We start from the raw sequence: 22205 nt of genomic DNA, 5'->3' as shown, positions 1-22205 counted from the left end.
TTGGTTAAAAAAAGCCGCCCCGAAACTTGGGATAAAAGAGCGGCTAACTGCTAAATAATCAGGCTGCTATGCCCATGCATCACCAGCGGCATTGGGTAACTTGATGCTGGTAGACTCGAAGTACATGACTTTTTCAAGGTCTTCTACGTAGTAGCAATCATTGCGTGATTGGTAGTCTTCAACGCGCTTTTTCTTGGCGTTGTTTTCTACGCTGCTACGTGTTGAGCCTGTTTGTACGTAGTGGCTTAGGTTGTCAAAGCTGGTGATTAAAATGCCACGCACTGGAAAAAACGGGATTTTGTAAGTCATCAAACCGCCGTAGGTATCAATCACCTGCTGCAATTCAATTTTAGTTTTTTCGCTTGGGGTATGGGCTTGTTTGGCGTACAGCTTATTTTTGTCGTGCGCTAATAACTCGTCACCAATAATGGCCACCATATTTGCACGCTTATGCTCTGGAATACCCTGCAATGCATCGTGCACCGCTTGATCTAGGTTTTCGTAATCGCCGCCAGCACCAATTCGAATTTCGCCAGCGGTTTCACCTTCACTAATTGCACGCTCGGGTGCATCGCGGCGAATTAACTGCAACCAACCAATATTGACATCGTTCATCATTGGGTAGGTGGTAATATCAGTTGTATCGGCTGCGTGTGTGCCATTCCAACCAATTTTAATGATATCGAGTGCGATTGCTTGGCGCACGTGGTTACGATATCGGTCATGAAAGTCTGGAAATTTAGACCACTGATCCATTTTTACCCATGAGATATGAATGTCGCATTCTACCGGATAACAGCGATATTCACGTTTTTCTAGCTTTGATACATCACGAGTTTTTCGCTCTTTGGTGTCGTCGGTTTCAACCCCTGCACGGCCTGTGATACCACCGTCTACACTCATGATCACAGACTGACCCACTAGGTCGTCAACCGGTGCGGTGTTGATCATCTGTAAAAATTCAGCTGACTCATAAACCGCGTCGTATAGGCGCTGCTCTACTGTTGGCTCTACATTGAATTGCTCACTCATAGAGGTAACGCCGTAATTAACGGCCATGCCTGCCATGATAGCGACGAATAATTCTTTAGTTCTGGTTTTCATATGCTTTCCTGCGTGTTGCTAAGTAATATTAAGGTGATGCACTTACAGCAAGTGGCTGTATTTGCCTTCGTCGCCTTCAGGTTCGTCATCGGCGTCGGTTGTGCCACCCGCAGGTGCTTTTAATGCTTTTTCAAACTTATCGGTGAGTTCAGTAAGTAGTTTTTTAGTTGAAGATAACTCTTCTTTAACCTGGCTTAGCTCGGTGTTTTGCTCGCCTTCTGGCGTGGTTTCTTCGTCTTCCACTTTGACTTTTGAGAATGTATCAAACTTGGTGATCACGCCGTCGAGCTTTTGGCCAAATTCGGCAAGCGGAGTGCCGAGTGCATCTTTTAGTGCTGTGGCTAATTCTTCTGGTTTCATGTCTGGTTCGTCCTTAGAAAATAATCGTTTAAAAAATGGTTTTTTAGGTGTGTCGATAGGCTCACATGACCCTAAATCAACTTTTAATAAAGAGACGTCCATGTCATCTGGTTTGCTCTTACTACTGAAATGAATTCGGTCGGTATAGCAGCTTGCAGGGTAGTCGGTCACTGCTAAGCCGGTTAGGTAGGTTTTGCCTGAGCCCATAAAATCGCGACTAATTTCGATGCTAAAATAGACGGCTTGGTCGGCCTTGTTCAGTGCTACAAAACCTTGGTTGGGAGCAAGTACAGCGTATAGGCATGTTATACCTTCTTCGTTTTCGTATGCTGCTACGCTTACTACGTCGCCGAGCATTCCGGGTATGTCTACGTTGTGTAGGTTTTTAGCGGCCCACCCTGACCAGTTAAATTCATGATCTAGGTTTATGCGGGCGCCATATTTACGCGGGTTGTAGGTTTCTACTATATCGGCTACGTCTTGCTCTGATATTTCGCGACCATCTACGGTCATGCCTACGGCGGCAATAGAAAGTGGTTTTGTACGTAGTTGACCTGGCATAAATAAAACCTTTGCTGGTTGTGCGTTTTGCTTTAAAGTTGCTTGCAGTTTGCACCCTCTTTTTATTCCTTTCCAACGGTTTAACTTTTTGAAATTCCTATATTTAACTTTTAGGAATAGGTAGGTTTTTGCCTAACAGATTACGCGCTTTATAACGAATACACTGCCGCTATGGATTAATAAACGCGGCGCAATAGATGGCGAACTACGGACCAGAAATACGCAAAAAAGCACAAAATTTGTATGTTGTTGAGGGCTATACGATTGACGAAATAGCCGAGCTTGACGATATGCCAAGTGCACGTAGTGTTCGCCGTTGGGCTGAGGCTGGCAAGTGGGAAGATATGTGCCCAAGCTATAATGCCGAAATGGCGTTTAGCAAACGCATTAATGTTCTGGTCGATAAAGACAATAAAACCGATGCCGACTATAAAGAGCTCGATTTTTGCACGCGCCAATTATGCGCGCTTAATAAAAGCAAACTGGCGCCCGCTCCGAAACAACGCGCAAGTAATGACGATGCGGCTAGCAATAATAGCGGCGGCAGTCATAGCAGTAATGATAAAAAATCGAAGAAGAAAAAGAAAAACGATTGCTCTGGCATTACTATTGAAATGCTCAAGGAGCTTAAAGACAAACTGCTTTACCCGCACCAAAAACATTGGTTTGAAAACCAAAATCACCGCGCCCGCTTTATATTAAAACCTCGCCAAATTGGCGCTACCTTCTATTTTGCGTTTGAGGCGTTTTACGATGCTGTTGTAAATGGCCGCAATAAAATTTTTATCTCAGCAAGCCGTGACCAAGCCGAGGTTTTTAAAGCAAATATTGTAGCGCTGTGCCGTGAGCATTTTAATATTGAGTTAACCGGCTCGCCGATGGTGCTAAATTTAGCCGGTGGAAAAACGGTTAAGCTGATATTTAAAAGTACCAATGCGCGTACTGCGCAATCTGAGTCGGGCGATTTATATATAGATGAAGTGTTTTGGATACCGAACTATAAAACGTTGCGCGGTTTAGCACAGGCCATGGCAACACATAAGCATTTGCGTATTACGTATTTTAGTACGCCGAGTGTTACCAGCCACGAAGCTTACGACCATTGGAACGGCAAATGGTACCGAAAAACCAAAGCCTGTAACGACCCTGAATTTGCTATTGATGTTAGCCACAAAAGTTTAAAAAACGGTAGGTTCTGCGAGGATGGTATTTGGCGGCAAATGCTCACCGTACACGATGTGGTGAATTCAGGCTTTGACCGCATTGATATTAGTGTACTTGAAAACGAATACAGCACGGATGAGTTTAACAACTTGTTTATGTGTAAGTTTATTGATGATGCCCACAGTGCATTTAACCTTAAACAAATTATGGACTGTGTTGGCGATTCGACCAAGTGGACTGACTTTAATTTAGAGTGGGAACGCCCGTTTGCATTAAGACCGGTAGTAATTGGCTTTGATCCTGCCCGCTTTGGTGACAAAGCAAGCGTTGCTGTGTTAAGTGCGCCAATGAAACCTGGCGAAAAGTTTCGCTTACTTGAAGCAATTGATTTAAGCGGTAATGACTTTGAAGCCATGGCCAGCGAAATAAAACTGCTCACCGATAAATACAACGTGCAACATATTGGTGTTGATACCACGGGTATTGGGTATGGCGTATGGGAGATGATCACTAAATTTTACCCTAATGCTGAGCCAATACATTACAACCCCATTATTAAAAATCAACTGGTTATTAAGGCGATTAACGTAATTAAAAACCGCCGTTTTGAGTTTGACCAGGACGCGGTAAATATTGCCAGCTCATTTATTAATATTCGCCGAAAAGTAGTTGGTGACCAAATTACCTATGCCACAAACCGCACCGCGACCACAGGCCATGCAGATATTGCATGGGCCATTATGCACGCTATGAAATTTGAACCATTGGACGGCAATGCCCACAGCCGTCAAACATCTGTAGGAATTGCAGCTTGATGAAACCACGATTACAAGTAATTAACGGCCATGCGCCTAACTATCACCAACAAACGGCGGTAACCGATTCGTTTAGCTTTGGCGACCCTGAGCCATGTTTAGACAACCGGCTAACTGATTACATTGGGGTGTTTAGTGATAGCAACGGCATTTATGCACCACCCATTAGCTTGCAAGGATTGGTTAAGTTGCTGCGCGTAAATGCCCAGCATGGACCAATACTCTACTTTAAGCGCAACATGATTTTAAAATGGTATAAGCCTAACCCGCTGTTAAGCCATCAGGCCCTTAGCAAATTTGCCTTTGATTTGCTGTGGAGCGGTAACGCCTATTTGCAGATTATTAAAAACACTTTTGGGCAAGTTATTAAGCTACGCCATTTGCCTGCACTGACTATGCGTTATACCGATACGCGCGGGGTTTATGCGCAATTAAGCAACCGCAGCAATCAGCCTATTTACTTTAATGCGGGTGAGGTTATTCACGTAAAAGAGTACGACCCTGCCCAAGGTATTTACGGCATTCCGCAATACTATGGTGGTATTCAATCAGCATTACTGAATGAAGATGCCACTTTGTTTAGACGCCGCTATTACAAGAACGGCGCGCACATGGGGTTTATATTCTCAATGGCTGACCCAAATTTAAGTGAAGCTGATGAAACGGCATTAAAAAATGCCATACGTGATAGTAAAGGCGTGGGTAACTTTAGGAGTTTATTTTTTAATTTTCGCACTAATAAAGCCGATGCTGAGAAGTCGATAAAGATTACCCCCGTTGGCGATATATCCACTAAGGACGAATTTGAGCGCATTAAAAAAATTACGCTTAATGACATGCTCAGCATGCACCGGGCGCAAGAAGCACTGAGCGGTCAATCATCTGGTGACAGCCCCGGCTTTGGTGATTTAGATAAAATTACCCGTGCGTATTACAACAATGAAGTTGTACCGATGCAGCAAGATGTATTGGGCATTAACAACTATTTACCCGCCGCGCAGCATATTGAATTTAAAGAGCCTGAGTATTCAGACCTAAACCCAACACCTAAGGAAAGCGCATGAGCTGGTTAAACATAATTGAATTTATTAAACAATGGGGGCAATTACTTATGTTGAGTTTTTTAGCAGCCGCTATTCAAATGTATTTAAGTAAGCGGCAATTTACGTTCTTTCATTATTTTATGAGTGTACTCATTGCGATATTTGCAGCCTACCTTGCAGCGATGTTTTGTGAATGGCGCGGCTTTGATGAAAGTTTAAAAACTGGGGTGATTGGCGTAACTGCCTATGCTGCCCCGCACTTGCTTGAAGGGTTCGACAAGCTTATTACAACCATAAGCAAAGACCCAAAGGCGTTTATTAAATTACTAATGAGGGTTAAATAATGGGATGGTTTAAAACTCTGATTTCGTTTATTACTGACCCAATCGCCGATTTAACCGGCGGCTATGTTGAGCGTAAACGCATTGCCGCAGAAATGGCCGCCGATGTAGCACGAGCTGAAAACAATTTTAAAATTGCTCAGTTTGAAGCCAAAGCAAGACGCTGTATGCAAGCCGAACAAAACGACGCTGATTATGACTTGCTTGTGCTGAAGAACCGCGACAAAACAATGATGGATGAAGTGATCATTTTATTCTTTTTGGGTTTGTTTGTGTGCCACTTTATCCCTGCCATGCAACCGTATATGGAAAAAGGTTGGCAGGCTATGGGTTATAACGGTGCGCCCTGGTACTTTGAATTTGTGATTGTAGGTATTGCCGTTTCAACGCTTGGATTGATGCGATTGTTTAGAGCGTTTTGGGGTGGTCGGGATAAAAAGAAAAGCGCTAGTGACTAGCGCTCACTTATTTCCAGAATCTGTCATCTTTTTGCTTAACCATGTCAAATGTATTATAAGCGGGTCTTGCTTTAAATGTTTCACATTCAGAGGTTAAACTGCCCAGTGCAGTATTTAGCTCATCTCTAGTTATATCGGACTTGTGACCAACAATCACTTGTTTAAGCAAAAGATCTTTATCAAAATATCTAAAATAATGGGCTCCTTCTTTATTTTTTAGCTCATCCCACAAACGGTGCTCTTGTTCATACGACCAATGGGAATATTTAGTCTCTAATAGACGCTTCATATCATCTTCTTTAGGAATCTGTGGAAGATGAAATCTCTCACCAACATAGTCTATTTTATGAAGCAGGCCATCTGGTATATCAAAACCGAGACATAAACCAGTATGTCTTTCAGCGTAATGTGCCCACTGTACAGGGCTTTTCCATGACTCACTAAAACACAAAAAGCCAAACTTACTTGCTAGCTGTTCTTTAGTTTTAGTTAAGGCACTTCTATCAATTATATCTGCAGTAATTACAGAAAAAAATTCAAACGGGTCATTTACGGTCATGATATCGGAGACTTTTAACCGTCTGTTTCTAATATTTTTTAAACCAAACTCTTTATCTATAAAATGATAAACTCTCATCTCTAGTCACTTCCTTAAACTATTCAACATTATTTGAGGCTAATTATTACCTTTGTAAATCTAACTCTTTAACCTTTTCAATTTTACCTGCTACAACTTCAAGGCGCTTAAGCGCTCTTGTTAAATTTGGTGCTGGTACAAAGTTAAGTGTTGCTGCATTGGTTTTGCTAATGCCACGAACTAAGTAATCACTGAGTGCCGCTTTTATATCCTCACTGGTACTTTTACCAAACGATAAAAGTACATCTAATCGCTCCTGAGTTTGTGAGCCTTTGTGTAAATATTTCATAATTTATTTATCACTTAACTGATAATAAATTTATAATATTTCAATATTAAGTAAATCACCACATATTTGATCTTTTTGTTGTCACTTTATTGTCAAACATTGTCACTTTTTGACAATACGATCCTTTTTAACTTTCTTTTAGATCCTTTAGTAATACGGCCTAGCTAAAATAATCGTGTCACTGGGCTTGTCAATTTGACGCATTTTTTGCACGAAAGCGGAAGGCGAGGAGGAGTGATTTTTGGAGCCTCTGGGTTCTCAGCTAATAGTTAAATGGTTATTTGTCAGGCAATGAATCACTGTATATAATCACAGTGTATTTTATTAACGATTGGTGGTTATTATGGCGCGGGTTACTTGTCCAAATTGCGAAGCTAAAGCAACAATTACGTCACGCGAAAAGCAAAGCGCCCATGTGGTTAATTTATATTGCTCATGTACCAATACTAAAGAGTGCGGGGCGACTTTCCGTATTACCCAATCGTTTGATCACTTCTTAAACCCGCCTTGTAAAACCACTGCACAATTAGCCGCGTCGCTAATTAAAAACCTACCGCGTGAAGAACAATTAGAGTTAATTGGGCTTTAGTCTTGATTGTTAGCCATAAAAAAGCCCGCGTTATGCGGGCTTTTTCATACTTGTTGCGCACCAATAAAACAAGGTCGCTTAATTAAAATGGCTTTACGCTGTAATTGGTCAATCGTCATGGTGCGGCCATCAATCGCGGTTACTTTGTATTTTTTAACCGGGCTATGATCGACCAACACCGTATAACGAGCATTGGCCAATATATTTTTAATCACTCTTTGGCCTTTTTCTGGCGATTCTCTAAACGTGCGGGCCAATGTTGTTGCTGTATAAAACAAACCCGTTTCAAGCATTAACTCAGCCGATTCATGTGTATTCATTATTTATCAGCCTTTTGGTATTTACGGCCACAAAAACAGCAAAAATTAGCCGAAACGGTAATGCAATCTTTCGTTATTCCTTTGGCGATTTCGCCACCTTTTTTAATTTTTCGATATTCAAATTTAACTTGGGGATTAACAGGCGCATAATCACCACCTAAAATCCACGTTGTATTACTCCATTCAACTTTGGTATCTATCGCATTATCGCCCAAATTATTAACTATCTTTTCCCTGACAGCCGCCAAATATTCATCAAAACACTTACATGATTCACTTTTTAAATTTTCAGTCATAAAAACCTCTACGCCATCATTAAACCGGTGTCCCACCAGTCTTGTTCAACATCGCCCGCCATTACCGCCTGGGCATATTCATAATCACCTTGTTCAATCAGTTCGCCGCGCTCGTCTTTGCGGCCAAACACTAAATAATCACGGCCAGCGTTAGCCGCATGGCTATAAGCAAGCGCAATCAACTCACGGGCCAAGCGCCAATCCTCTTTATTCGGTTCTAAACGGCCCGCTTTTTGCGCAAACGTATTCGCCTGGTATTCAGTTGCTAATCGTTTTTGTTCATTCAGTGCGCTTTGCCCTTCCAAGATCACCAATTCACCATTTTTTAACTGATAAATCCGATCATCAACCGCGATCCTTTTACCCGTTTTTAGATCATCGATCTGATTTTTGGTTAGGCCATGCCGCAACAAGTCAAACTGAGCGCGAGAGCCTGCGGCTATTGGCGTACAGTTATTACCACTAGTCCAAGATAGGTCGGCTACGCCGACAAAAGCCCCACCCTCAGCAGCCGCTTTAGTCTTCTCAGCGGTGCCTGCAATTTGCCTTGTCCACTCAACCAAGCGGGTTTTTAATTCCGTCGCCACATGCACACTAAACACGTTTAGCAAGCTGCGTACTTCAAGCGCTTTTTCGCACACATTGGTTTTAATACCTTTAATTCGGCGCACCACTTCGGCATAGTTGTTACCAAATGGCGTATCTTCATACAGCGGTTTAAAGTTGGCGTTACGTCCAATGCACATGCCGCCTTGCAATTTCACATAGTCAAACCAGCAACCACGGTCGGCCGCTTCGCGTATTTGCTCTATTGTTTCGTCGGCAAGCTCTTTGCGCTCGCGGCGTAACTCACGGTAAACCGTCACGCTTGGCGAACCTTGAAATTGAAACTGGCGAATATTCCACGTAGTGGCCCACGCCAAAACAGGGTTAACTTGCTGATCAAGGCTTTCGCCTGTTTCGGCATCTTCATGGCCCGTTAATTGGTAGCCGTCGATATTTTTAGAAATGTATTTAGCAATATAACTAGCCGCACTGCCCTTTGTTTTATCCATTTTTACAACGTCAAAACGCGGGCTAAATGTGCGGTAAAATTTGGTAGGCGCCTTAACTTTTTTGCCTTGGCTTTTAGCAAAGCCCCACTCTTGGCGCTTTTGCTTGTACTGCTTAAATAGCTTGCTGCGCTCACCATTTTTGTAGCGGGCATAAAGCTCGTTTTTATCTTCTTTAATAAAATACCAGCGCATAATCGCGTTAATTTCTTGGGCTTTATTGGCAGGCATAAACAGCATCATGTGCCAATGCGGGCAACCATCCGCGTGCGGCTCAACCACTCTCACACCAAAATAATTAAGGCCGCGATTATTCAACTTAGTGCGAATACGCGCCCACTCTTTAATTAAATATGCTTGAGCATCTTTAGGCGTCGAACCGTCCCACTTATCCGCATTCGCATGAAAACGCGCTGGGCACGTAATGGTATAAAACATCCCCACATAGCCCATTTCATCGGCCAGCTCTTCGGTTTCGCGTATGCGTAGCATCAACTCGTTGCGGCGGTTTGTTGGGTTTGCCATGCCGCTTTTAACAGCGTCAATAAGGCTAATTACATCACCGTTTGAACTTTCAAGCTCCATCATTTCCAAAAATTGGCGGCCACTGGCCTGTGCAAAACTAAACTCGCGTTGGGCCTGTTTACTCGAGTACGGGCTAATACCCTTACGACGGTATTTTTTGGTTTTTTTACAATAAAATAAGTCTTTGCCCACTTCACCCGTGGCAATTTCAAGCAGCTCAATATATTGGCGGCGCACTTTTTTAAGTTGTCGCGCCCACCATTTATCACACTGCATTTTTAGTAACGCTATTTCAATTGCCTCAGTCGGCAAATAATCGGCAACCATCGAATAAAAAGGGGCCGTCACCCCCACAGACTTGGAAAGCTCAGCGCACGCTTCATAAGTAAGCTTGGCTATTTTTTCGTACTTCAAACGCTGATAATCGTCCGATATATCAAGCGCTATTTGTAAACATTCGCGGGCCATGGTCGCGCCATGGTTTTTGGTTTTCTCAGAACTGCTTAAAATATGCCACGGCAATGGCATATTTTGAGTAATTCTAAACAGCACGTTAAACCTTGGTTTAAGCCGATAAATAACACGGCTTAACCAACGGTTTGCTTTATAGCGAGCGTCTTTTTGTTGCTGGTTATAGCGCGTAATGTATTTACGCGCCAAGCGGCTTTGCAATGGCGTGGGCACAGTCTGCAACCCACGCGCTAAAAAATTAAAGTTATCAACATCGGTAATGGCCGCAATAATGCCTTTAGCCATCCCCGATAAGCGTAACGTGTCTAAATCGACGGGTTTAGTCATCATCACTAAAGACTACTCGGCAAGCGCTTTATAAATTGCCGATACGTACTTAGCTTGATGAATAGCATCATCTAGCGCATTGTGCGCCGTGCCTTCAAAAGGCATATCACGTTTAGGATCAAACCCTTTAAGCGTTCGGCCTAACTCAACAACGGTTCTAACATCGCGGTCATTGCAATATTCCCAAGGTTTTTTATATTCAACCGCTTTAAACGCATTACTCAAAATAACATTGTCAAAACTAGCGCCATTCCCCCACACAATGCGGTTATTGGTTTTTTCAATTTGCGCTATCCATTCGCAAAACTCGCTAAGTGCACAGTTTAAATCTAGCGTGTCGTCACTAGTGATTTCAGCTCTGGCCGCATCGCTTTGCTTTAGCCACCAGATAATAGTGCTAGGGTCAACCTCACCATATTTAGCCGCGCTTTCTAAATCGACTCTCCAATAAAAGTTGGCTCCTATTTCGCCCGTCGTTGGCTCAAAAAATACCGCACCAATGGCTACTATAGCCGCGTTACTACCTTGGCCCATAGTTTCTAAATCAAGCATCACATGGTTCATAGCGCACCCCCAACCAATTCAATTTGCTCAGGGTCACCGCCTATTTGCACCGCATTTAGTGCAAATTGCATTTGGTTATAAACTGGCTGATAGTCGCTATAAACCTGCGCTATGCGCGCAACAATCGGCATTAAATCAACAATGGTGTCCTCGCATTGCATCAACATACCAACCGTATTGCGCGTGTTTAAATTACGAATAGTAAAATTAACTTGGTCAATCGCATGCACAACAATGTCACGCATCAAGTTAAACGTAAGTGCCAATTCATGATCAGCGTTGGTGTAGTTTGGTGTATCAGTAGTAGCAGTCATCTTTTTATTCCTTAAGATGTTAAAAAATTAAATTGGTGGGTTAAATCACAAATAAACGTGCGTCGGGCTCTGCGCCTTTGCAAAACACAAAGTGGGCGTATTCGGTCGAGTCGGTAAGGTTCGGCTTTTCGGGGTTAAAGCCTGGGCGCTTGCTGTGCACAAACACCGCAACCAGCGGCAGCTCTTGCCACATTGCATGGCGCTTTTGCGAGCCAAGCCAATTAAGGCGCTGCAGCATCACAACAAAACCACCCTCGCGCACCATTTCAAGCGCTTGGTAAGTAAATTCATCGGCTAATTTAAAGGGCGGATTCGTGATCACCGCATCGTATGAAAACGGGTGAATTGTATTTGGGTTAGTAAAATCAATGCCTTTACACTCGGCCCGTGAATCTTCGCGAATGTCCCAACTATCAACCCTATTAAACCCATACTGAGCCAATACCGCAGGATAACTGGCCTCGTGCTTATCGCAGCCACCTGCGCTTGGGTCTAAAATCACACTGTCTTTAGGTAGCGAAAATTCAACTAAAAAATGTGATAAAAACGTATCAATCATTGTTTGGGGTGTAACGTAATAATCATCTGCGTTGCGAACAGTGCCGCGATTTGTAGAGCTCATGGTGTCATCCTTACCATTTGTTTAATGTTACGGTTTAGTGCTGGGTTAAATACTCAGCGGGTTTTGCATGTTCAATAAATTTCGCGGGGGCCACCGCGTTAGCGCGTTTAAATGCCAGCGCTATTTCATCCAGCATCAACACCGCTTTTTGCACCTTCAAACGCTTTTCAGCATCAAGCTGCTTAAAGCCTTTGTTCATATCGTCGCGGCTTAAGCCCGCAGCAAAATAAACAATGGTGCGTTCGCGCTCGTTTAATACATTCGTCATTACATGATCAGCGCTGTGGCGTGCCTCGTTGAGCATGGCTTTAATTTCAACTAATCCTTTTGGGGTTGGTTTACCTACAACATTAAGCGCGGGTTTTTGTGCGTCTTGGCTGTGTTCGTTGTGTTGATCAAGTGGTTTAAAAGCGGTTTTAGCGTTCATTGCGTTTGCTCCAATCTTCTCTACAGTCGGCATCGCACCAGCGTTTATCGCTAGGCAATGGTTCAAAACAATTTAGGCAATGCCCGCACGCTTGCGGGCCTGTGGTTTTGCGAACAGCCAGCGCACGGTCAAGGGCGCGTTGTTCTTCAATTGATGCGCGATCTAAGTTATCCATGCGTTGCACCAAATAAATCGGGTCTTAGCTCAGCTCGTGAGACGCCCGTTTCTGTTTCAATCTTAATGGCGTGCTCTGCAGGTACTGCGGCGTTTTTAGTGATCCAAAGCGAAATGCATTGCTGTGTCACACCAATTTTTTTAGCCAAGGCTTTTTGGCCTTGAGCAATTGAAATTGCTTTTTTGAGTGGGTTTTGCTCAGTCATAATTTCGTTCTCAAATTTAACTTAACAACAAAATACAACTAAATTAAATAAAATACAAGTTAACTTGTAATTTGATTACAAGTACTTTTGTTTGCTAGAATACAAAAAGACTTGTAATTTTTAGGGAAGAAACATGTTTGCGGTAAATTGGGATGAACTTAATATGCCTAACACAATTGGCGAGAGAGTCGCTGCAGAGCGTAAAAAGCTAGGTTTAACACAAACAGCACTAGCTGAAAAAGTAGGAGTTACCCAACAAGCAATTGGTAATATTGAAAACAACCGATCAGATTCAAAACGGTTAGCCGATATTGCCGAAGCACTTGGAGTAACTTATACATATTTAAAAACGGGCAATAATACAACTATCGCCAACCACTTATCCGTGGTAAATGACACTAATGTTAATTACAACATTAATTCAACAGCAACGTATGATGAAATAAAAGACATCGTACCATCTGCGTTAGATCGCACAATCGTAGCCATTACAAAGCGCTTAAATGCGACAGGTGGCGGCAAGCTAGATATTATCGAACATAGAGATTTAATCGGCAGGTTTTTAGCTATCAGCATCGTTGGTGAGCTATCAAATGATTATTCTGCAATGGCCGAAGGCTTGGAACTTCTTTCCGAAATAAAATAACCCTTTAATCCTACAAGTTTTTCTTGTCGTGATGAGAGTTTAATTACTCGTTATGCTCTCATTATGGCATCTAATAAATACGAATTTGCGTATAAATTACGTAAAGCAAGGTTAGAAAAAGACCTTTCCCAGCAGAATCTGGCAGACCACCTAAAAATCTCAGTGCAATCTATCCAACATTGGGAAAGAGGTGCAAACACTCCAAAATTAGCTAGAATGAATCAATTAGCAGAAATATTATCCGTTCCTGTGGAGTATTTAATGATTCAATCTAATGAAACCGAAAACGTACAGCACACTGCAGGCAAAAAAATACCGCAAATACTAAAAGCATTCGCGGCAGATTTAGTTAATTGTGATAAGAGTGACGAAACGATAGAGCAGCTTATTGCTAAATATACAGATTTATTTAATGTTAAATAATCTTTTTTAATCTAGCTTGCCGTTTAGCTTTATCTAAAATTTTATCTCGCTCGAAAGCAAGTTCCATTTCTAATAAAGTCGTATCTTTTCCAGTTAATATTAACTCATCAACCTTCTTACTCTTTTCTAGATTACCAAGACAACTTTTAAGCAGGCATGTAACGCCAAAATCACCCACTATTACATTATCAGGGTGATTTACCAGATCAACCTCTGCAGCTACTTCTAGCTCAAGCAAGCAAGTATGCAAATGCCAAAGCGTATAAAGCCCAACAGTTACAATTAAAAATGATACCACCCCTAAAAACATATTAACTCCCTGTTATACTTGCTGTGTATTTATACTCTTGATCTTCAATATACTTACAAACGTATAAACACATACACCTATATTAATTGCTGGCACTAAACATTTATATGCTGTGTTTAATTCTGGTATATCGATGTTCAAACACACACGCACAAAATATTTAATTAACTGCAAACTACCTAAAATAAAAAAAGATAAACTAATGACTTTAGCCACGTTTGTTACTTTTATTTTAAATTGTTTATGCGCTTGAAATAAAATGTAAGCACCGACCACATAACACAGCGCAAATGATAAATACCACGCATGCCTCATAAAGTCAGGATCCCAAACGCCAAATTTACTTACCAGAAAATAACCATAAATTTGCATTAAACCATTTGTTATGGTCAGTAACAAAAGCGAAACCATCACGCTTAAGCTTCTGACCTTAAAAACAAATAATGTTAATAATGCAAGGACGTTTATGATTACAACCAAATCACCTATTGTGAATAAAAGTTCTTGCAATGTTTTCATACTAAATGGCCTGCGGTGGTTCTACGCCATTACCGCCAGTGTCCGAACTTACCGAAGGTGGCTCAACACCGTTACCGCCAGTGTCAGCACTTACCGAAGGTGGCTCAACACCGTTACCGCCAGTGTCCAGTGCAGCAGGGGTTACTGCACTTTTAGATTTAGGAGGTTCAACACCATTACCGCCAGTGTCTGCAGCCAATAAAGCTCTTGCTTCTACTGAAATTTTAACAGTACCAACGTTGCTCGCTTCTACTGAAATTTTAACCGAGTCAACATCTTGCGCTTTTACTTTCTTGCTCTGCTCAACGCCACCTAATACATTTGCATTAGATCCTTTTACGTTTACTACATCCATCTTAACACTCCTTAATTCTCGAATTTACCGAATATTATACAAAAAAGTCAAATAAATTACTTTTTGCAACAAAACAAAAACAAGTTAAATTGTTCAATAAACTTGCTTAAATACAAATATACTTGTAAATTACAACTGAAACAACAATTAACTTGTATTTGGTGACTTATGAACACAGCTTTTGCATTATTAGCGCGTTACGGCAAATCAGAATTAGAACTAAGGGAAATTTGTGTAGATTACTTTGGCATTACGCCAGAAACGGCAAATCAAAAGGCAAAGGCTCACGCGCTGCCAGTGCCGACATTTAAACTACGCAATTCAGAACGTTCACCAACATTGGTAAAAGTTGAAGATTTAGCGGCATATATTGATAAACAGCATCAAGCCGCAAAAGAAGAGTGGGATCTAATTCAAGCCGCTAAATATTAACCTAGCGGCTAAACTTATTCTGTTAATTCAATTTTTATTAATGCATGCACCTTTTCAATATCGATACTACAGCTAATAATTCCGGCTCTATCTAACTTTTTAAGACAACCTAACAACTTTTCATGTTGTGTCTGATATAAAGTTTCTTCATTCACCTTATCATCACTATACTCAAGATATACGCCTAGAAATTCCGATAACCTTTTTAATTGCCTAATTGTTATATCTGATCGCCCCGTGAAGTAATGCCCAACAGCACCTCGAGTGGTAACTTCGAACACCTCTAATAAATCTTCTTGCTTTACCCCTAAAGATTTCATTTGCTCCTTAGCCTTTAACGCCCAATAAAGATCACTCAACACAATTCCCCACAAAAATAAAAATAAACTACCTTCAATACTTTTGTTTTTCAAACAAAACAAAAAGGCCCCACGCGGGGCCCCTTTTTTATTATCAAATTACTAAAGGCCCCAATAAGGCCCCTAAAGCACTTAAACCCCTTTAAAAACGGGGTTATCAGTCCAATCTAACATTGGAGCCACAGAAAAGCGTCTATTCACAGCAGACCTCACAATAAATTAAGGCGCGAGATTCTACTAAAAATAGCAAGATTGCTCAAATTATATTCTTAGTTTGCGAGAGTTTTTAATAAATCAAGCGCAATACAAGACTAATAAAAATTCTATGTTAATATGAAATCCTTAGTTAAAGGATGTGTAATTATGGCAATCGAAAGCTTAATTAATAAAGCGAAACAAGTCTGTGATAATAAAGGCGCGCGTTTTACCACCATTAGAGAAAAAGTTTTTCACCTCTTAGCCCAAACAAAAGGTGGTATTGGTGCTTATGATTTGTTAGAACAGTTAAAAGTCACAGAACCAAATGCAAAACCTGCTACTATTTACAGGGCACTGGATTTTTTAGCCGAAATGGGTTTTATTCATAAAATTGAAAGCACTAATGCATTTATGCTTTGCCATCACTTTGACCACATTCATCCAGTGCAGTTATTAATTTGTGACAAGTGCGGCCATGTTGAAGAGCTTCACTCCACTGTTATTTCACACGAGTTAAACAATAAAGCTGCTGAGTTTGGATTTACCGTAATTGCACAAACAATCGAAGCACATGGCACCTGTAAAAAATGTTTAGCACAGTAAGTTATAATTTTTATTTGTAAAACAGGTACTTTGAGTTAAAAATATACTGAGCACCTTGTATTAATCTAATCGTAATTGGATGTAATAATGAACGTAGAATTCATAAACCCTTTTTTAGCCTCATTAATGAATGTGTTAAGCACTATGGCACAAACACAATTAAAACCAGGCAAACCTCAAAAGAAAAAAGGTGAGGTTGCACAAGGTGACGTTTCAGGACTCATTGGCATGGTTGGCCCTCAGACTCGCGGTTCTTTTTCTATTACCTTTGATGAAGGTTTAGCATTAACCATTATGGAACGTATGCTTGGCGAGCGCCCTAATAGCATAAACGAAGAAGTAACTGACATGGTTGGTGAAATTACCAACATGGTAACCGGTGGCGCGAAAAACTTATTGGGTGAAAAAGGCTATGAATTTAATATGGCCACTCCAATTGTTGTTTCGGGTACCAATCATACAATTACTCACAAATGTGATGGTCCGAAAGTATTAATACCTTTTACGTCAGATGCGGGTAATGCCAATATTGAGGTTTGTTTCGATAAAATATGAGTTGGTTTGAACGCACTATTACTTTGAAGCCTCGAAAACGAGGCTTTCATTTAATAACCGATGAATTAGTTGCCCAATTACCTGAACTGAAAAATATTGATTTAGGCCTTGCACACTTTTTTATTCAGCATACCTCTGCCAGTTTAACCATTAACGAAAACGCAGACCCCACAGTAAGACAAGACCTAGAAAGCCATTTTAATCAATTCGTGCCCGAGGGTGCGACTTATTATCGCCATGATTATGAAGGTGACGATGATATGCCAGCTCACATCAAGGCGAGCATCTTAGGTGCAAGTATTAGTGCGCCCATTAAGAAAGGAAAATTACAATTAGGTACTTGGCAAGGCATCACGCTTGGTGAGCACCGAGATTGCGCAACAAGCAGAAAGGTTGTTGCGACACTACAAGGCCAATTAAAGCAGTAACAAACAGTAAAACACAGCTTGTTACTTAACTTTTTATTACTCTATATAGTGGTAATCAACTCTTGGCGTGATATTACACAATAATTCGTAAGGGATAGTATCGGCACATTGCGCCACCACTTCTACGGGTAACTCTGGGCCCCATAAAATGACTTGATCACCAATTTTTGCATCGGTTTCTAAGCCTAAATCAACCGTGATCATATCCATAGAAACGCGACCTACTAACGGCACTTGTTTACCATTGACCATGACTGGCGTACCACTTGGCGCGTGCCGAGGATAACCATCCCCATAACCCATCGCAACTACACCGATAATAGTATCGATTGGACATGTCCAGGTAGAACCATAGCCAACCGCTTCGCCTTTTTTTACCACACGTAGAGAAATCAAACGGGTTTTTAAGCGCATTACTGGTGCAAGACCATGATCAGCCCCGACTTTATTGAGCATTGGTGACACACCGTACATCATTAAACCTGGGCGCACCCAATCACCATGAGAATCAGGCCAACCAATAATGGCCGCTGAATTAGCCAAACATGTTTGCTGTTTTTTATCAGCTATTAACTCAGAAAACACTGCGAGTTGCTGTTGAGTTTTACCATTGCTTAAATCATCTGCACACGCAAAATGGGTCATTAAACGAATATTAGGATTGACATGCTCGCACTGACTTAACGTTTGATACGCCTTTGAAAACTGCTCAGGGCTTATTCCTAAACGATGCATACCAGTATCAATTTTTAGCCAAGTAGTGAGCATGCCATCAAGATCGCAATTCATTAGCGCATCAAGTTGTGATTGGTGATGAATGATAGTCTGAAAGTTATTAGCCAATAAAATCGGTAAATCTTGTGGTTCAAAAAAACCTTCAAGCAATACAATTGGCTTCACTAAACCACCAGCACGTAGTGCTAAGGCCTCATCAATACGGGCGACTGCAAAGGCATCAGCCGAGCTTAAACGCTTAGCAATTGCCACTAAACCGTGACCATATGCATTGGCCTTTAACACTGCCATAATTTGGCTCGCGGGTGCAAACTCTTTAACGCGCTTAAAATTATGATCTAACGCTGCAAGGCTTATTTCAGCGGTGGCTAAACGCATTTTTAATACTCATCATCAAAAGCTGGGCCAGTATAATTATCAAAGCGGGAAAATTGACCTTGGAACGTTAAGCGTACTTTACCAATTGGTCCGTTACGCTGCTTACCAATGATAATTTCTGCCACACCTTTATCCATACTGTCTTCGTTGTACACTTCATCACGATATATAAACATAATTAAATCGGCATCCTGCTCGATAGAACCTGATTCACGTAAGTCGGAGTTAATTGGTCGTTTATCAGCACGTTGCTCAAGTGTTCGGTTAAGCTGTGAAAGCGCCACCACAGGGCATTCAAGCTCTTTAGCTAAAGCCTTGAGTGAGCGAGATATTTCAGCAATTTCAAGGGTACGATTATCCGATAAGCTAGGAACGCGCATTAACTGGAGGTAATCGACCATGATCATACTAATACCACCATGATCGCGGGCAATACGACGGGCACGAGAGCGCAACTCAGTCGGCGTTAAACCTGATGAATCATCAACAAACATTTTACCCTTTTCAATTAACAACCCCATGGTCGAAGATAAACGCGCCCAATCATCATCATCTAACTGACCAGTACGTACCTTGGTTTGATTAATACGCCCTAAAGAGGCCAGCATACGCATCATGATTTGTTCTGACGGCATCTCTAGTGAGAAAATAACCACAGGCTTATCTTGCGTCATAGCGGCATGTTCGGCCAAATTCATCGCAAAGGTGGTTTTACCCATTGACGGACGGGCTGCAACAATAATTAAATCTGAAGGCTGTAAACCGGCGGTCATTTTATCTAAGTCACTGTAACCTGAGCTTACGCCAGTAATACCGTCTTGTGGTGATTGATAAAGCGCTTCGATTTTATCAATGGTTTTTTCTAAAATGGTATGAATATTTTGCGGGCCTTCAGAACTTTTTGTTCTTTTTTCGGCAATTTTAAATACTTTACTTTCGGCTAAGTCGAGCAGTTCATGACTGGCACGGCCTTCGGGGTTAAATCCCGCCTCAGCTATCTCATTGGCTACCGAAATCATCTCTCGTACCACTGCACGTTCGCGTACGATGTCGGCATAAGCATTAATGTTTGCCGCACTTGGAGTATTTTTAGCGATTTCGCCTAAATACGAAAAACCACCAATGCCTTCAAGTTGGTTATTTTTTTCCAGCGTCTCTGAAATGGTAATTAAATCGAGTGGTTGACCTTGTTCGGCCAACTTTTCCATAGCTTCAAAGATAAAGCGATGCGTACGAGTATAAAAATCTTGCGAAACAACGCGTTCAGCAACACGATCCCACGCTTCGTTATCAAGCATTAAGCCGCCTAATACTGACTGCTCAGCCTCAATCGAGTGAGGCGCCATTTTAATGGTATCGACTTGTTTATCTGGTTTGGCCATGACATTTCTAGTAACACTAACAATGGCGTTATTCTATCGGCTATGAAGGATGCTGCAAGCACAAAAGTGAAAAGTTTTAGTACCACCTCGCTTGAAGTGGTACTAAAAGCTAAAGCGGGATCCGTTAGCGTTTTTTTAAGGTTAAGTGCCCACTGATAGTATCGAGTTCAATTTTACCATCACTACCCGCCTGCTCAATCGTCAGGCTACTTGATGGACCATATTTGGCTTTTTTCACTGCCACTTCATTAAATGCATTTTTAATCCGACCACCGGCGTGAGCGTCAACGTCTATTTTAGCGGAGATATCACTGGGTAAAGTAAGTGAAGCAGAACCACTGACGGTTTCAATCGCAATGCGCGCTCGGGGCATTAATTCATGTACTTCAAGTACAATATCACCATTGACAGTATTAATACTGACTCGTTCGACTTGCTGCAAGGCGAGATCCATTTCACCATTCACATTTTCAGCTTTTAACGAGCGAGCTTGGCTTTGTGTTTTAATTTCGCCATTAACGCTATCAAAACGTAGCTCACCTTGAGAATTCACATCATCAATATTGCCATTAACGGTGCGATAACGAATATCACCATTGAGTTTTTGCCCATCAATATTGCCATTGACGGTTTCTAGGCGAATATCCCCCGCTAAATCGTTGGCTTTTATGTTGCCATTAATGGTTTCAATCCGGCTGCCTCCTTGCACTTCACTAATGACCACGTTGACATTGACACCATTAAAACGAATTAGGCTTTGTAATGGTACATACATAACCAAATTAGAACCATGCGGCTTCGAATACTTACCCGATTTTGGCATATTCACTCTAAAATGTGTTTGGCCAGATTTTTGCTCAAGTTCATAACCCAAGGCTCTGTCATCTAATTCGCCCTTTATTGAAAAAGCACGCTTATCCCAGGCTTTGATTTCAATGTTGCCATCTTGATTTTCAATTTTAATTTGTTCGCTGCTGCTCACATCGACGGTGCGATCAATTTGCTCACCCGCTAAAATACAACAAGGAAACAAAGCAAATACTAAATAGAGTTTCATGATCCTACCTTTAAATTTGTTGCCATTTAGGCTGGTGAACACGATTAATTAAATCCAATTGCTGCTGATAGACCTGCGATAACATTCTCAGCAATGTTGGATTTTGCGGATCGTTTTTTAATGCTTTTTTCACCGCGAGCTCAGCATCTTCTAGTTCAGCCAATTGTTGCTGCCAATCGTCTGTGAGTGCTGGTTTATTTTCAAATTGTACTAATAATGCCGATTTTTCAGCTTCATACAACTGACTCATCATGGTAGTTGCACTAGGCGCAGTTTGTACTTTCATGGCTACATTAACCAGCAAAGCAATCGCAACGACCCCTGCAGCCACTGATAAATGACGAAACGTTACGGGGAGCGTTGATTTTTTAGTGACAGAAAACTCAATCGCCTTTTCAATCCCCGGCCATAAGTCTTTTTTAGGGCTAATCTCAGAATTCAAATCAGCTAAAGATTGTGCCAAATAGGTGTCAAAATCATTCGGTTTGTTCATTTTGATACCACTCCTGTAATAAGTTTCTCGCGCGATGATACTGCGACTTGCTTGACCCTACCGCCATGTTGAGCATGTGACCAATTTCTTCATGGCGATACCCTTCAACAGCATGTAATACAAAGACTAATCGCGCCCGCTCTGGCAGGCGCACTATCAGTTTATCAAGGCCATTTAGCCCCTCACATTGCTCAACGGCTTGCTCGGGCATACCTTCGGTTTCAAAGCTGACCACTCTTTGTAACCAGCTAATTTGTTTACGCATGTAGCTAATGGCGATATTTGCGGTCACGCTGTGTAACCAAGTCGAAAATTTAGCACTACCATCAAAGCTTGAGATTTTTTGCCACAATTGCACAAACACTTCTTGTGTTGCTTCTTGGGCGAAGGCTTCATTAGCCGTTAAACGCAAACACAAGCCATACACTTTTTTATGATGCAGTTGATACAGCTTGGCAAAAGCACGCTGATCACCCTGCTTGGTTTGGTCGATTAACTGCTGCTCATCACGTTTTTTAGCTTCTTGCTCACTAGAAAAACGCTGCTCTGCTTCAATCAGCATCCCTATACCCAAGTTAATTATGATTGTTGTACTGTATTAGACGCTAAGGGCGATTGGAAAGGTTTAAATTAAATGAAAATATTTTTAAGAGGACTCTTATCATAATAATAA

General features: G+C 41.6%; 33 protein-coding genes. 11 read left to right on the top strand and 22 right to left on the bottom strand.

Features of this window, described 5'->3' with window-relative positions; all coding sequences use genetic code 11:
- Positions 1–66 precede the first annotated feature (66 nt).
- Entirely contained in the window at positions 67–1104 is a 1038-nt protein-coding gene (locus PTUN_RS03235) for a phage major capsid protein, P2 family (RefSeq protein WP_009838256.1), read from the bottom strand.
- A 42-nt stretch (positions 1105–1146) separates the two neighbouring features.
- Positions 1147–2025, bottom strand: a complete 879-nt coding sequence (locus PTUN_RS03230; RefSeq protein ID WP_009838255.1) for a GPO family capsid scaffolding protein — start codon at positions 2023–2025, stop codon at positions 1147–1149.
- A gap of 197 nt (positions 2026–2222) precedes the next feature.
- On the opposite strand from PTUN_RS03230, the gene PTUN_RS03225 reads away from it, so the two are divergent.
- From PTUN_RS03225 to PTUN_RS03210, 4 genes are read left to right on the top strand one after another with little or no spacing between them, the layout of a single operon-like run.
- Positions 2223–4004 (top strand): terminase large subunit domain-containing protein, encoded by a 1782-nt coding sequence (locus PTUN_RS03225; protein WP_009838254.1) that lies wholly within the window; start codon positions 2223–2225, stop codon positions 4002–4004.
- Positions 4004–5068, top strand: coding sequence for a phage portal protein (locus PTUN_RS03220; RefSeq protein ID WP_009838253.1), 1065 nt, complete (start codon positions 4004–4006; stop codon positions 5066–5068). The genes PTUN_RS03225 and PTUN_RS03220 overlap by 1 nt, the downstream gene beginning before the upstream one ends.
- Positions 5065–5391 (top strand): phage holin family protein, encoded by a 327-nt coding sequence (locus PTUN_RS03215; protein ID WP_009838252.1) that lies wholly within the window; start codon positions 5065–5067, stop codon positions 5389–5391. The genes PTUN_RS03220 and PTUN_RS03215 overlap by 4 nt, the downstream gene beginning before the upstream one ends.
- Positions 5391–5846 carry a hypothetical protein gene (locus PTUN_RS03210; protein ID WP_009838251.1) on the top strand — a complete coding sequence of 152 codons (456 nt, stop codon included), beginning with the start codon at positions 5391–5393 and terminating at the stop codon, positions 5844–5846. The genes PTUN_RS03215 and PTUN_RS03210 overlap by 1 nt, the downstream gene beginning before the upstream one ends.
- 7 nt (positions 5847–5853) lie before the next feature.
- Here PTUN_RS03210 and PTUN_RS03205 read toward each other — a convergent pair whose 3' ends face one another.
- Together PTUN_RS03205 and PTUN_RS03200 are read right to left on the bottom strand one after the other, a co-directional pair.
- Positions 5854–6483 (bottom strand): DUF2971 domain-containing protein, encoded by a 630-nt coding sequence (locus PTUN_RS03205; RefSeq protein ID WP_009838250.1) that lies wholly within the window; start codon positions 6481–6483, stop codon positions 5854–5856.
- 46 nt (positions 6484–6529) lie between these two features.
- Complete coding sequence (locus tag PTUN_RS03200) at positions 6530–6772, bottom strand: hypothetical protein (RefSeq protein ID WP_009838249.1); 243 nt, start codon at positions 6770–6772, stop codon at positions 6530–6532.
- Between the two features lie 343 nt (positions 6773–7115).
- On the opposite strand from PTUN_RS03200, the gene PTUN_RS03195 reads away from it, so the two are divergent.
- A complete protein-coding gene (locus PTUN_RS03195; RefSeq protein ID WP_009838248.1) occupies positions 7116–7361 on the top strand; it encodes an ogr/Delta-like zinc finger family protein in 246 nt (81 codons plus the stop codon).
- Between the two features lie 44 nt (positions 7362–7405).
- Here PTUN_RS03195 and PTUN_RS03190 read toward each other — a convergent pair whose 3' ends face one another.
- The 9 genes from PTUN_RS03190 to PTUN_RS03150 are packed head-to-tail and all read right to left on the bottom strand — an operon-like array spanning position 7406 to position 12659.
- Positions 7406–7681, bottom strand: a complete 276-nt coding sequence (locus PTUN_RS03190; RefSeq protein WP_009838247.1) for a hypothetical protein — start codon at positions 7679–7681, stop codon at positions 7406–7408.
- On the bottom strand, positions 7681–7977 hold the full coding sequence (locus PTUN_RS03185) for a hypothetical protein (RefSeq protein ID WP_009838246.1): 297 nt from the start codon (positions 7975–7977) through the stop codon (positions 7681–7683). Before PTUN_RS03185 ends, PTUN_RS03190 begins: the two co-directional genes overlap by 1 nt.
- A gap of 8 nt (positions 7978–7985) precedes the next feature.
- Positions 7986–10355: a replication endonuclease gene (locus tag PTUN_RS03180; RefSeq protein ID WP_232285001.1), complete on the bottom strand. Its 2370-nt coding sequence runs from the start codon at positions 10353–10355 to the stop codon at positions 7986–7988.
- A 9-nt stretch (positions 10356–10364) separates the two neighbouring features.
- Positions 10365–10916, bottom strand: a complete 552-nt coding sequence (locus tag PTUN_RS03175; protein ID WP_009838244.1) for a 3'-5' exonuclease — start codon at positions 10914–10916, stop codon at positions 10365–10367.
- Positions 10913–11230, bottom strand: a complete 318-nt coding sequence (locus tag PTUN_RS03170; RefSeq protein WP_009838243.1) for a hypothetical protein — start codon at positions 11228–11230, stop codon at positions 10913–10915. The genes PTUN_RS03175 and PTUN_RS03170 overlap by 4 nt, the downstream gene beginning before the upstream one ends.
- A gap of 40 nt (positions 11231–11270) precedes the next feature.
- Positions 11271–11852, bottom strand: a complete 582-nt coding sequence (locus PTUN_RS03165; protein WP_009838242.1) for an SAM-dependent methyltransferase — start codon at positions 11850–11852, stop codon at positions 11271–11273.
- A 34-nt stretch (positions 11853–11886) separates the two neighbouring features.
- Positions 11887–12279: a hypothetical protein gene (locus PTUN_RS03160; RefSeq protein ID WP_009838241.1), complete on the bottom strand. Its 393-nt coding sequence runs from the start codon at positions 12277–12279 to the stop codon at positions 11887–11889.
- On the bottom strand, positions 12269–12454 hold the full coding sequence (locus PTUN_RS03155; protein WP_009838240.1) for a DUF2116 family Zn-ribbon domain-containing protein: 186 nt from the start codon (positions 12452–12454) through the stop codon (positions 12269–12271). Before PTUN_RS03155 ends, PTUN_RS03160 begins: the two co-directional genes overlap by 11 nt.
- On the bottom strand, positions 12447–12659 hold the full coding sequence (locus PTUN_RS03150) for a transcriptional regulator (protein ID WP_009838239.1): 213 nt from the start codon (positions 12657–12659) through the stop codon (positions 12447–12449). Before PTUN_RS03150 ends, PTUN_RS03155 begins: the two co-directional genes overlap by 8 nt.
- Before the next feature lie 133 nt (positions 12660–12792).
- Here PTUN_RS03150 and PTUN_RS03145 point away from each other — a divergent pair, with 133 nt between their 5' ends.
- Together PTUN_RS03145 and PTUN_RS03140 are read left to right on the top strand one after the other, a co-directional pair.
- The gene (locus PTUN_RS03145) at positions 12793–13305 is read left to right on the top strand and encodes a helix-turn-helix domain-containing protein (protein WP_009838238.1); all 513 of its coding nucleotides are present in this window, start codon (positions 12793–12795) and stop codon (positions 13303–13305) included.
- Positions 13306–13368: 63 nt separating this feature from the next.
- The gene (locus PTUN_RS03140; protein WP_009838237.1) at positions 13369–13728 is read left to right on the top strand and encodes a helix-turn-helix domain-containing protein; all 360 of its coding nucleotides are present in this window, start codon (positions 13369–13371) and stop codon (positions 13726–13728) included.
- Here the strand turns inward: PTUN_RS03140 and PTUN_RS03135 are convergent.
- The 3 genes from PTUN_RS03135 to PTUN_RS03125 are packed head-to-tail and all read right to left on the bottom strand — an operon-like array spanning position 13721 to position 14912.
- Positions 13721–14038, bottom strand: a complete 318-nt coding sequence (locus PTUN_RS03135) for a hypothetical protein (RefSeq protein ID WP_009838236.1) — start codon at positions 14036–14038, stop codon at positions 13721–13723. The genes PTUN_RS03140 and PTUN_RS03135 overlap by 8 nt on opposite strands.
- Positions 14039–14050: 12 nt before the next feature.
- Positions 14051–14557 carry a hypothetical protein gene (locus PTUN_RS03130; protein WP_009838235.1) on the bottom strand — a complete coding sequence of 169 codons (507 nt, stop codon included), beginning with the start codon at positions 14555–14557 and terminating at the stop codon, positions 14051–14053.
- A gap of 1 nt (position 14558) precedes the next feature.
- Positions 14559–14912, bottom strand: coding sequence for a hypothetical protein (locus PTUN_RS03125; RefSeq protein WP_009838234.1), 354 nt, complete (start codon positions 14910–14912; stop codon positions 14559–14561).
- Positions 14913–15080: 168 nt separating this feature from the next.
- Between PTUN_RS03125 and PTUN_RS03120 the strand changes: the two genes are divergently transcribed.
- A complete protein-coding gene (locus tag PTUN_RS03120) occupies positions 15081–15344 on the top strand; it encodes a pyocin activator PrtN family protein (protein WP_009838233.1) in 264 nt (87 codons plus the stop codon).
- 14 nt (positions 15345–15358) lie between these two features.
- Here the strand turns inward: PTUN_RS03120 and PTUN_RS03115 are convergent, their stop codons facing one another.
- Entirely contained in the window at positions 15359–15757 is a 399-nt protein-coding gene (locus tag PTUN_RS03115) for a helix-turn-helix domain-containing protein (RefSeq protein WP_009838232.1), read from the bottom strand.
- 309 nt (positions 15758–16066) lie between these two features.
- Here PTUN_RS03115 and PTUN_RS03110 point away from each other — a divergent pair, with 309 nt between their 5' ends.
- The 3 genes from PTUN_RS03110 (at position 16067) to PTUN_RS03100 (ending at position 17487) form a co-directional block, all read left to right on the top strand.
- A complete protein-coding gene (locus tag PTUN_RS03110) occupies positions 16067–16504 on the top strand; it encodes a transcriptional repressor (RefSeq protein ID WP_009838231.1) in 438 nt (145 codons plus the stop codon).
- A gap of 87 nt (positions 16505–16591) precedes the next feature.
- Complete coding sequence (locus PTUN_RS03105) at positions 16592–17059, top strand: chemotaxis protein CheX (protein WP_009838230.1); 468 nt, start codon at positions 16592–16594, stop codon at positions 17057–17059.
- A complete protein-coding gene (locus tag PTUN_RS03100) occupies positions 17056–17487 on the top strand; it encodes a secondary thiamine-phosphate synthase enzyme YjbQ (protein WP_009838229.1) in 432 nt (143 codons plus the stop codon). The genes PTUN_RS03105 and PTUN_RS03100 overlap by 4 nt, the downstream gene beginning before the upstream one ends.
- A gap of 36 nt (positions 17488–17523) precedes the next feature.
- On the opposite strand, the gene alr is transcribed toward PTUN_RS03100, so the two are convergent.
- The 5 genes from alr to PTUN_RS03075 all read right to left on the bottom strand — a co-directional run bounded on the left by alr (position 17524) and on the right by PTUN_RS03075 (position 22094).
- Positions 17524–18600, bottom strand: a complete 1077-nt coding sequence (gene alr / locus PTUN_RS03095; RefSeq protein ID WP_009838228.1) for an alanine racemase — start codon at positions 18598–18600, stop codon at positions 17524–17526.
- 2 nt (positions 18601–18602) lie between these two features.
- A complete protein-coding gene (gene dnaB, locus PTUN_RS03090; protein ID WP_009838227.1) occupies positions 18603–19982 on the bottom strand; it encodes a replicative DNA helicase in 1380 nt (459 codons plus the stop codon).
- Between the two features lie 124 nt (positions 19983–20106).
- The gene (locus tag PTUN_RS03085; RefSeq protein WP_009838226.1) at positions 20107–21039 is read right to left on the bottom strand and encodes a DUF4097 family beta strand repeat-containing protein; all 933 of its coding nucleotides are present in this window, start codon (positions 21037–21039) and stop codon (positions 20107–20109) included.
- A 10-nt stretch (positions 21040–21049) separates the two neighbouring features.
- Positions 21050–21532 carry a hypothetical protein gene (locus PTUN_RS03080; protein ID WP_009838225.1) on the bottom strand — a complete coding sequence of 161 codons (483 nt, stop codon included), beginning with the start codon at positions 21530–21532 and terminating at the stop codon, positions 21050–21052.
- A complete protein-coding gene (locus tag PTUN_RS03075) occupies positions 21516–22094 on the bottom strand; it encodes an RNA polymerase sigma factor (RefSeq protein WP_009838224.1) in 579 nt (192 codons plus the stop codon). Before PTUN_RS03075 ends, PTUN_RS03080 begins: the two co-directional genes overlap by 17 nt.
- Positions 22095–22205 lie beyond the last annotated feature (111 nt).

It is taken from the genome of Pseudoalteromonas tunicata (assembly GCF_002310815.1).
GTDB lineage: Bacteria > Pseudomonadota > Gammaproteobacteria > Enterobacterales > Alteromonadaceae > Pseudoalteromonas > Pseudoalteromonas tunicata.
Note: the sequence above shows the minus strand (reverse complement) of the source record. Positions and strands in the feature narration are given on the sequence as shown.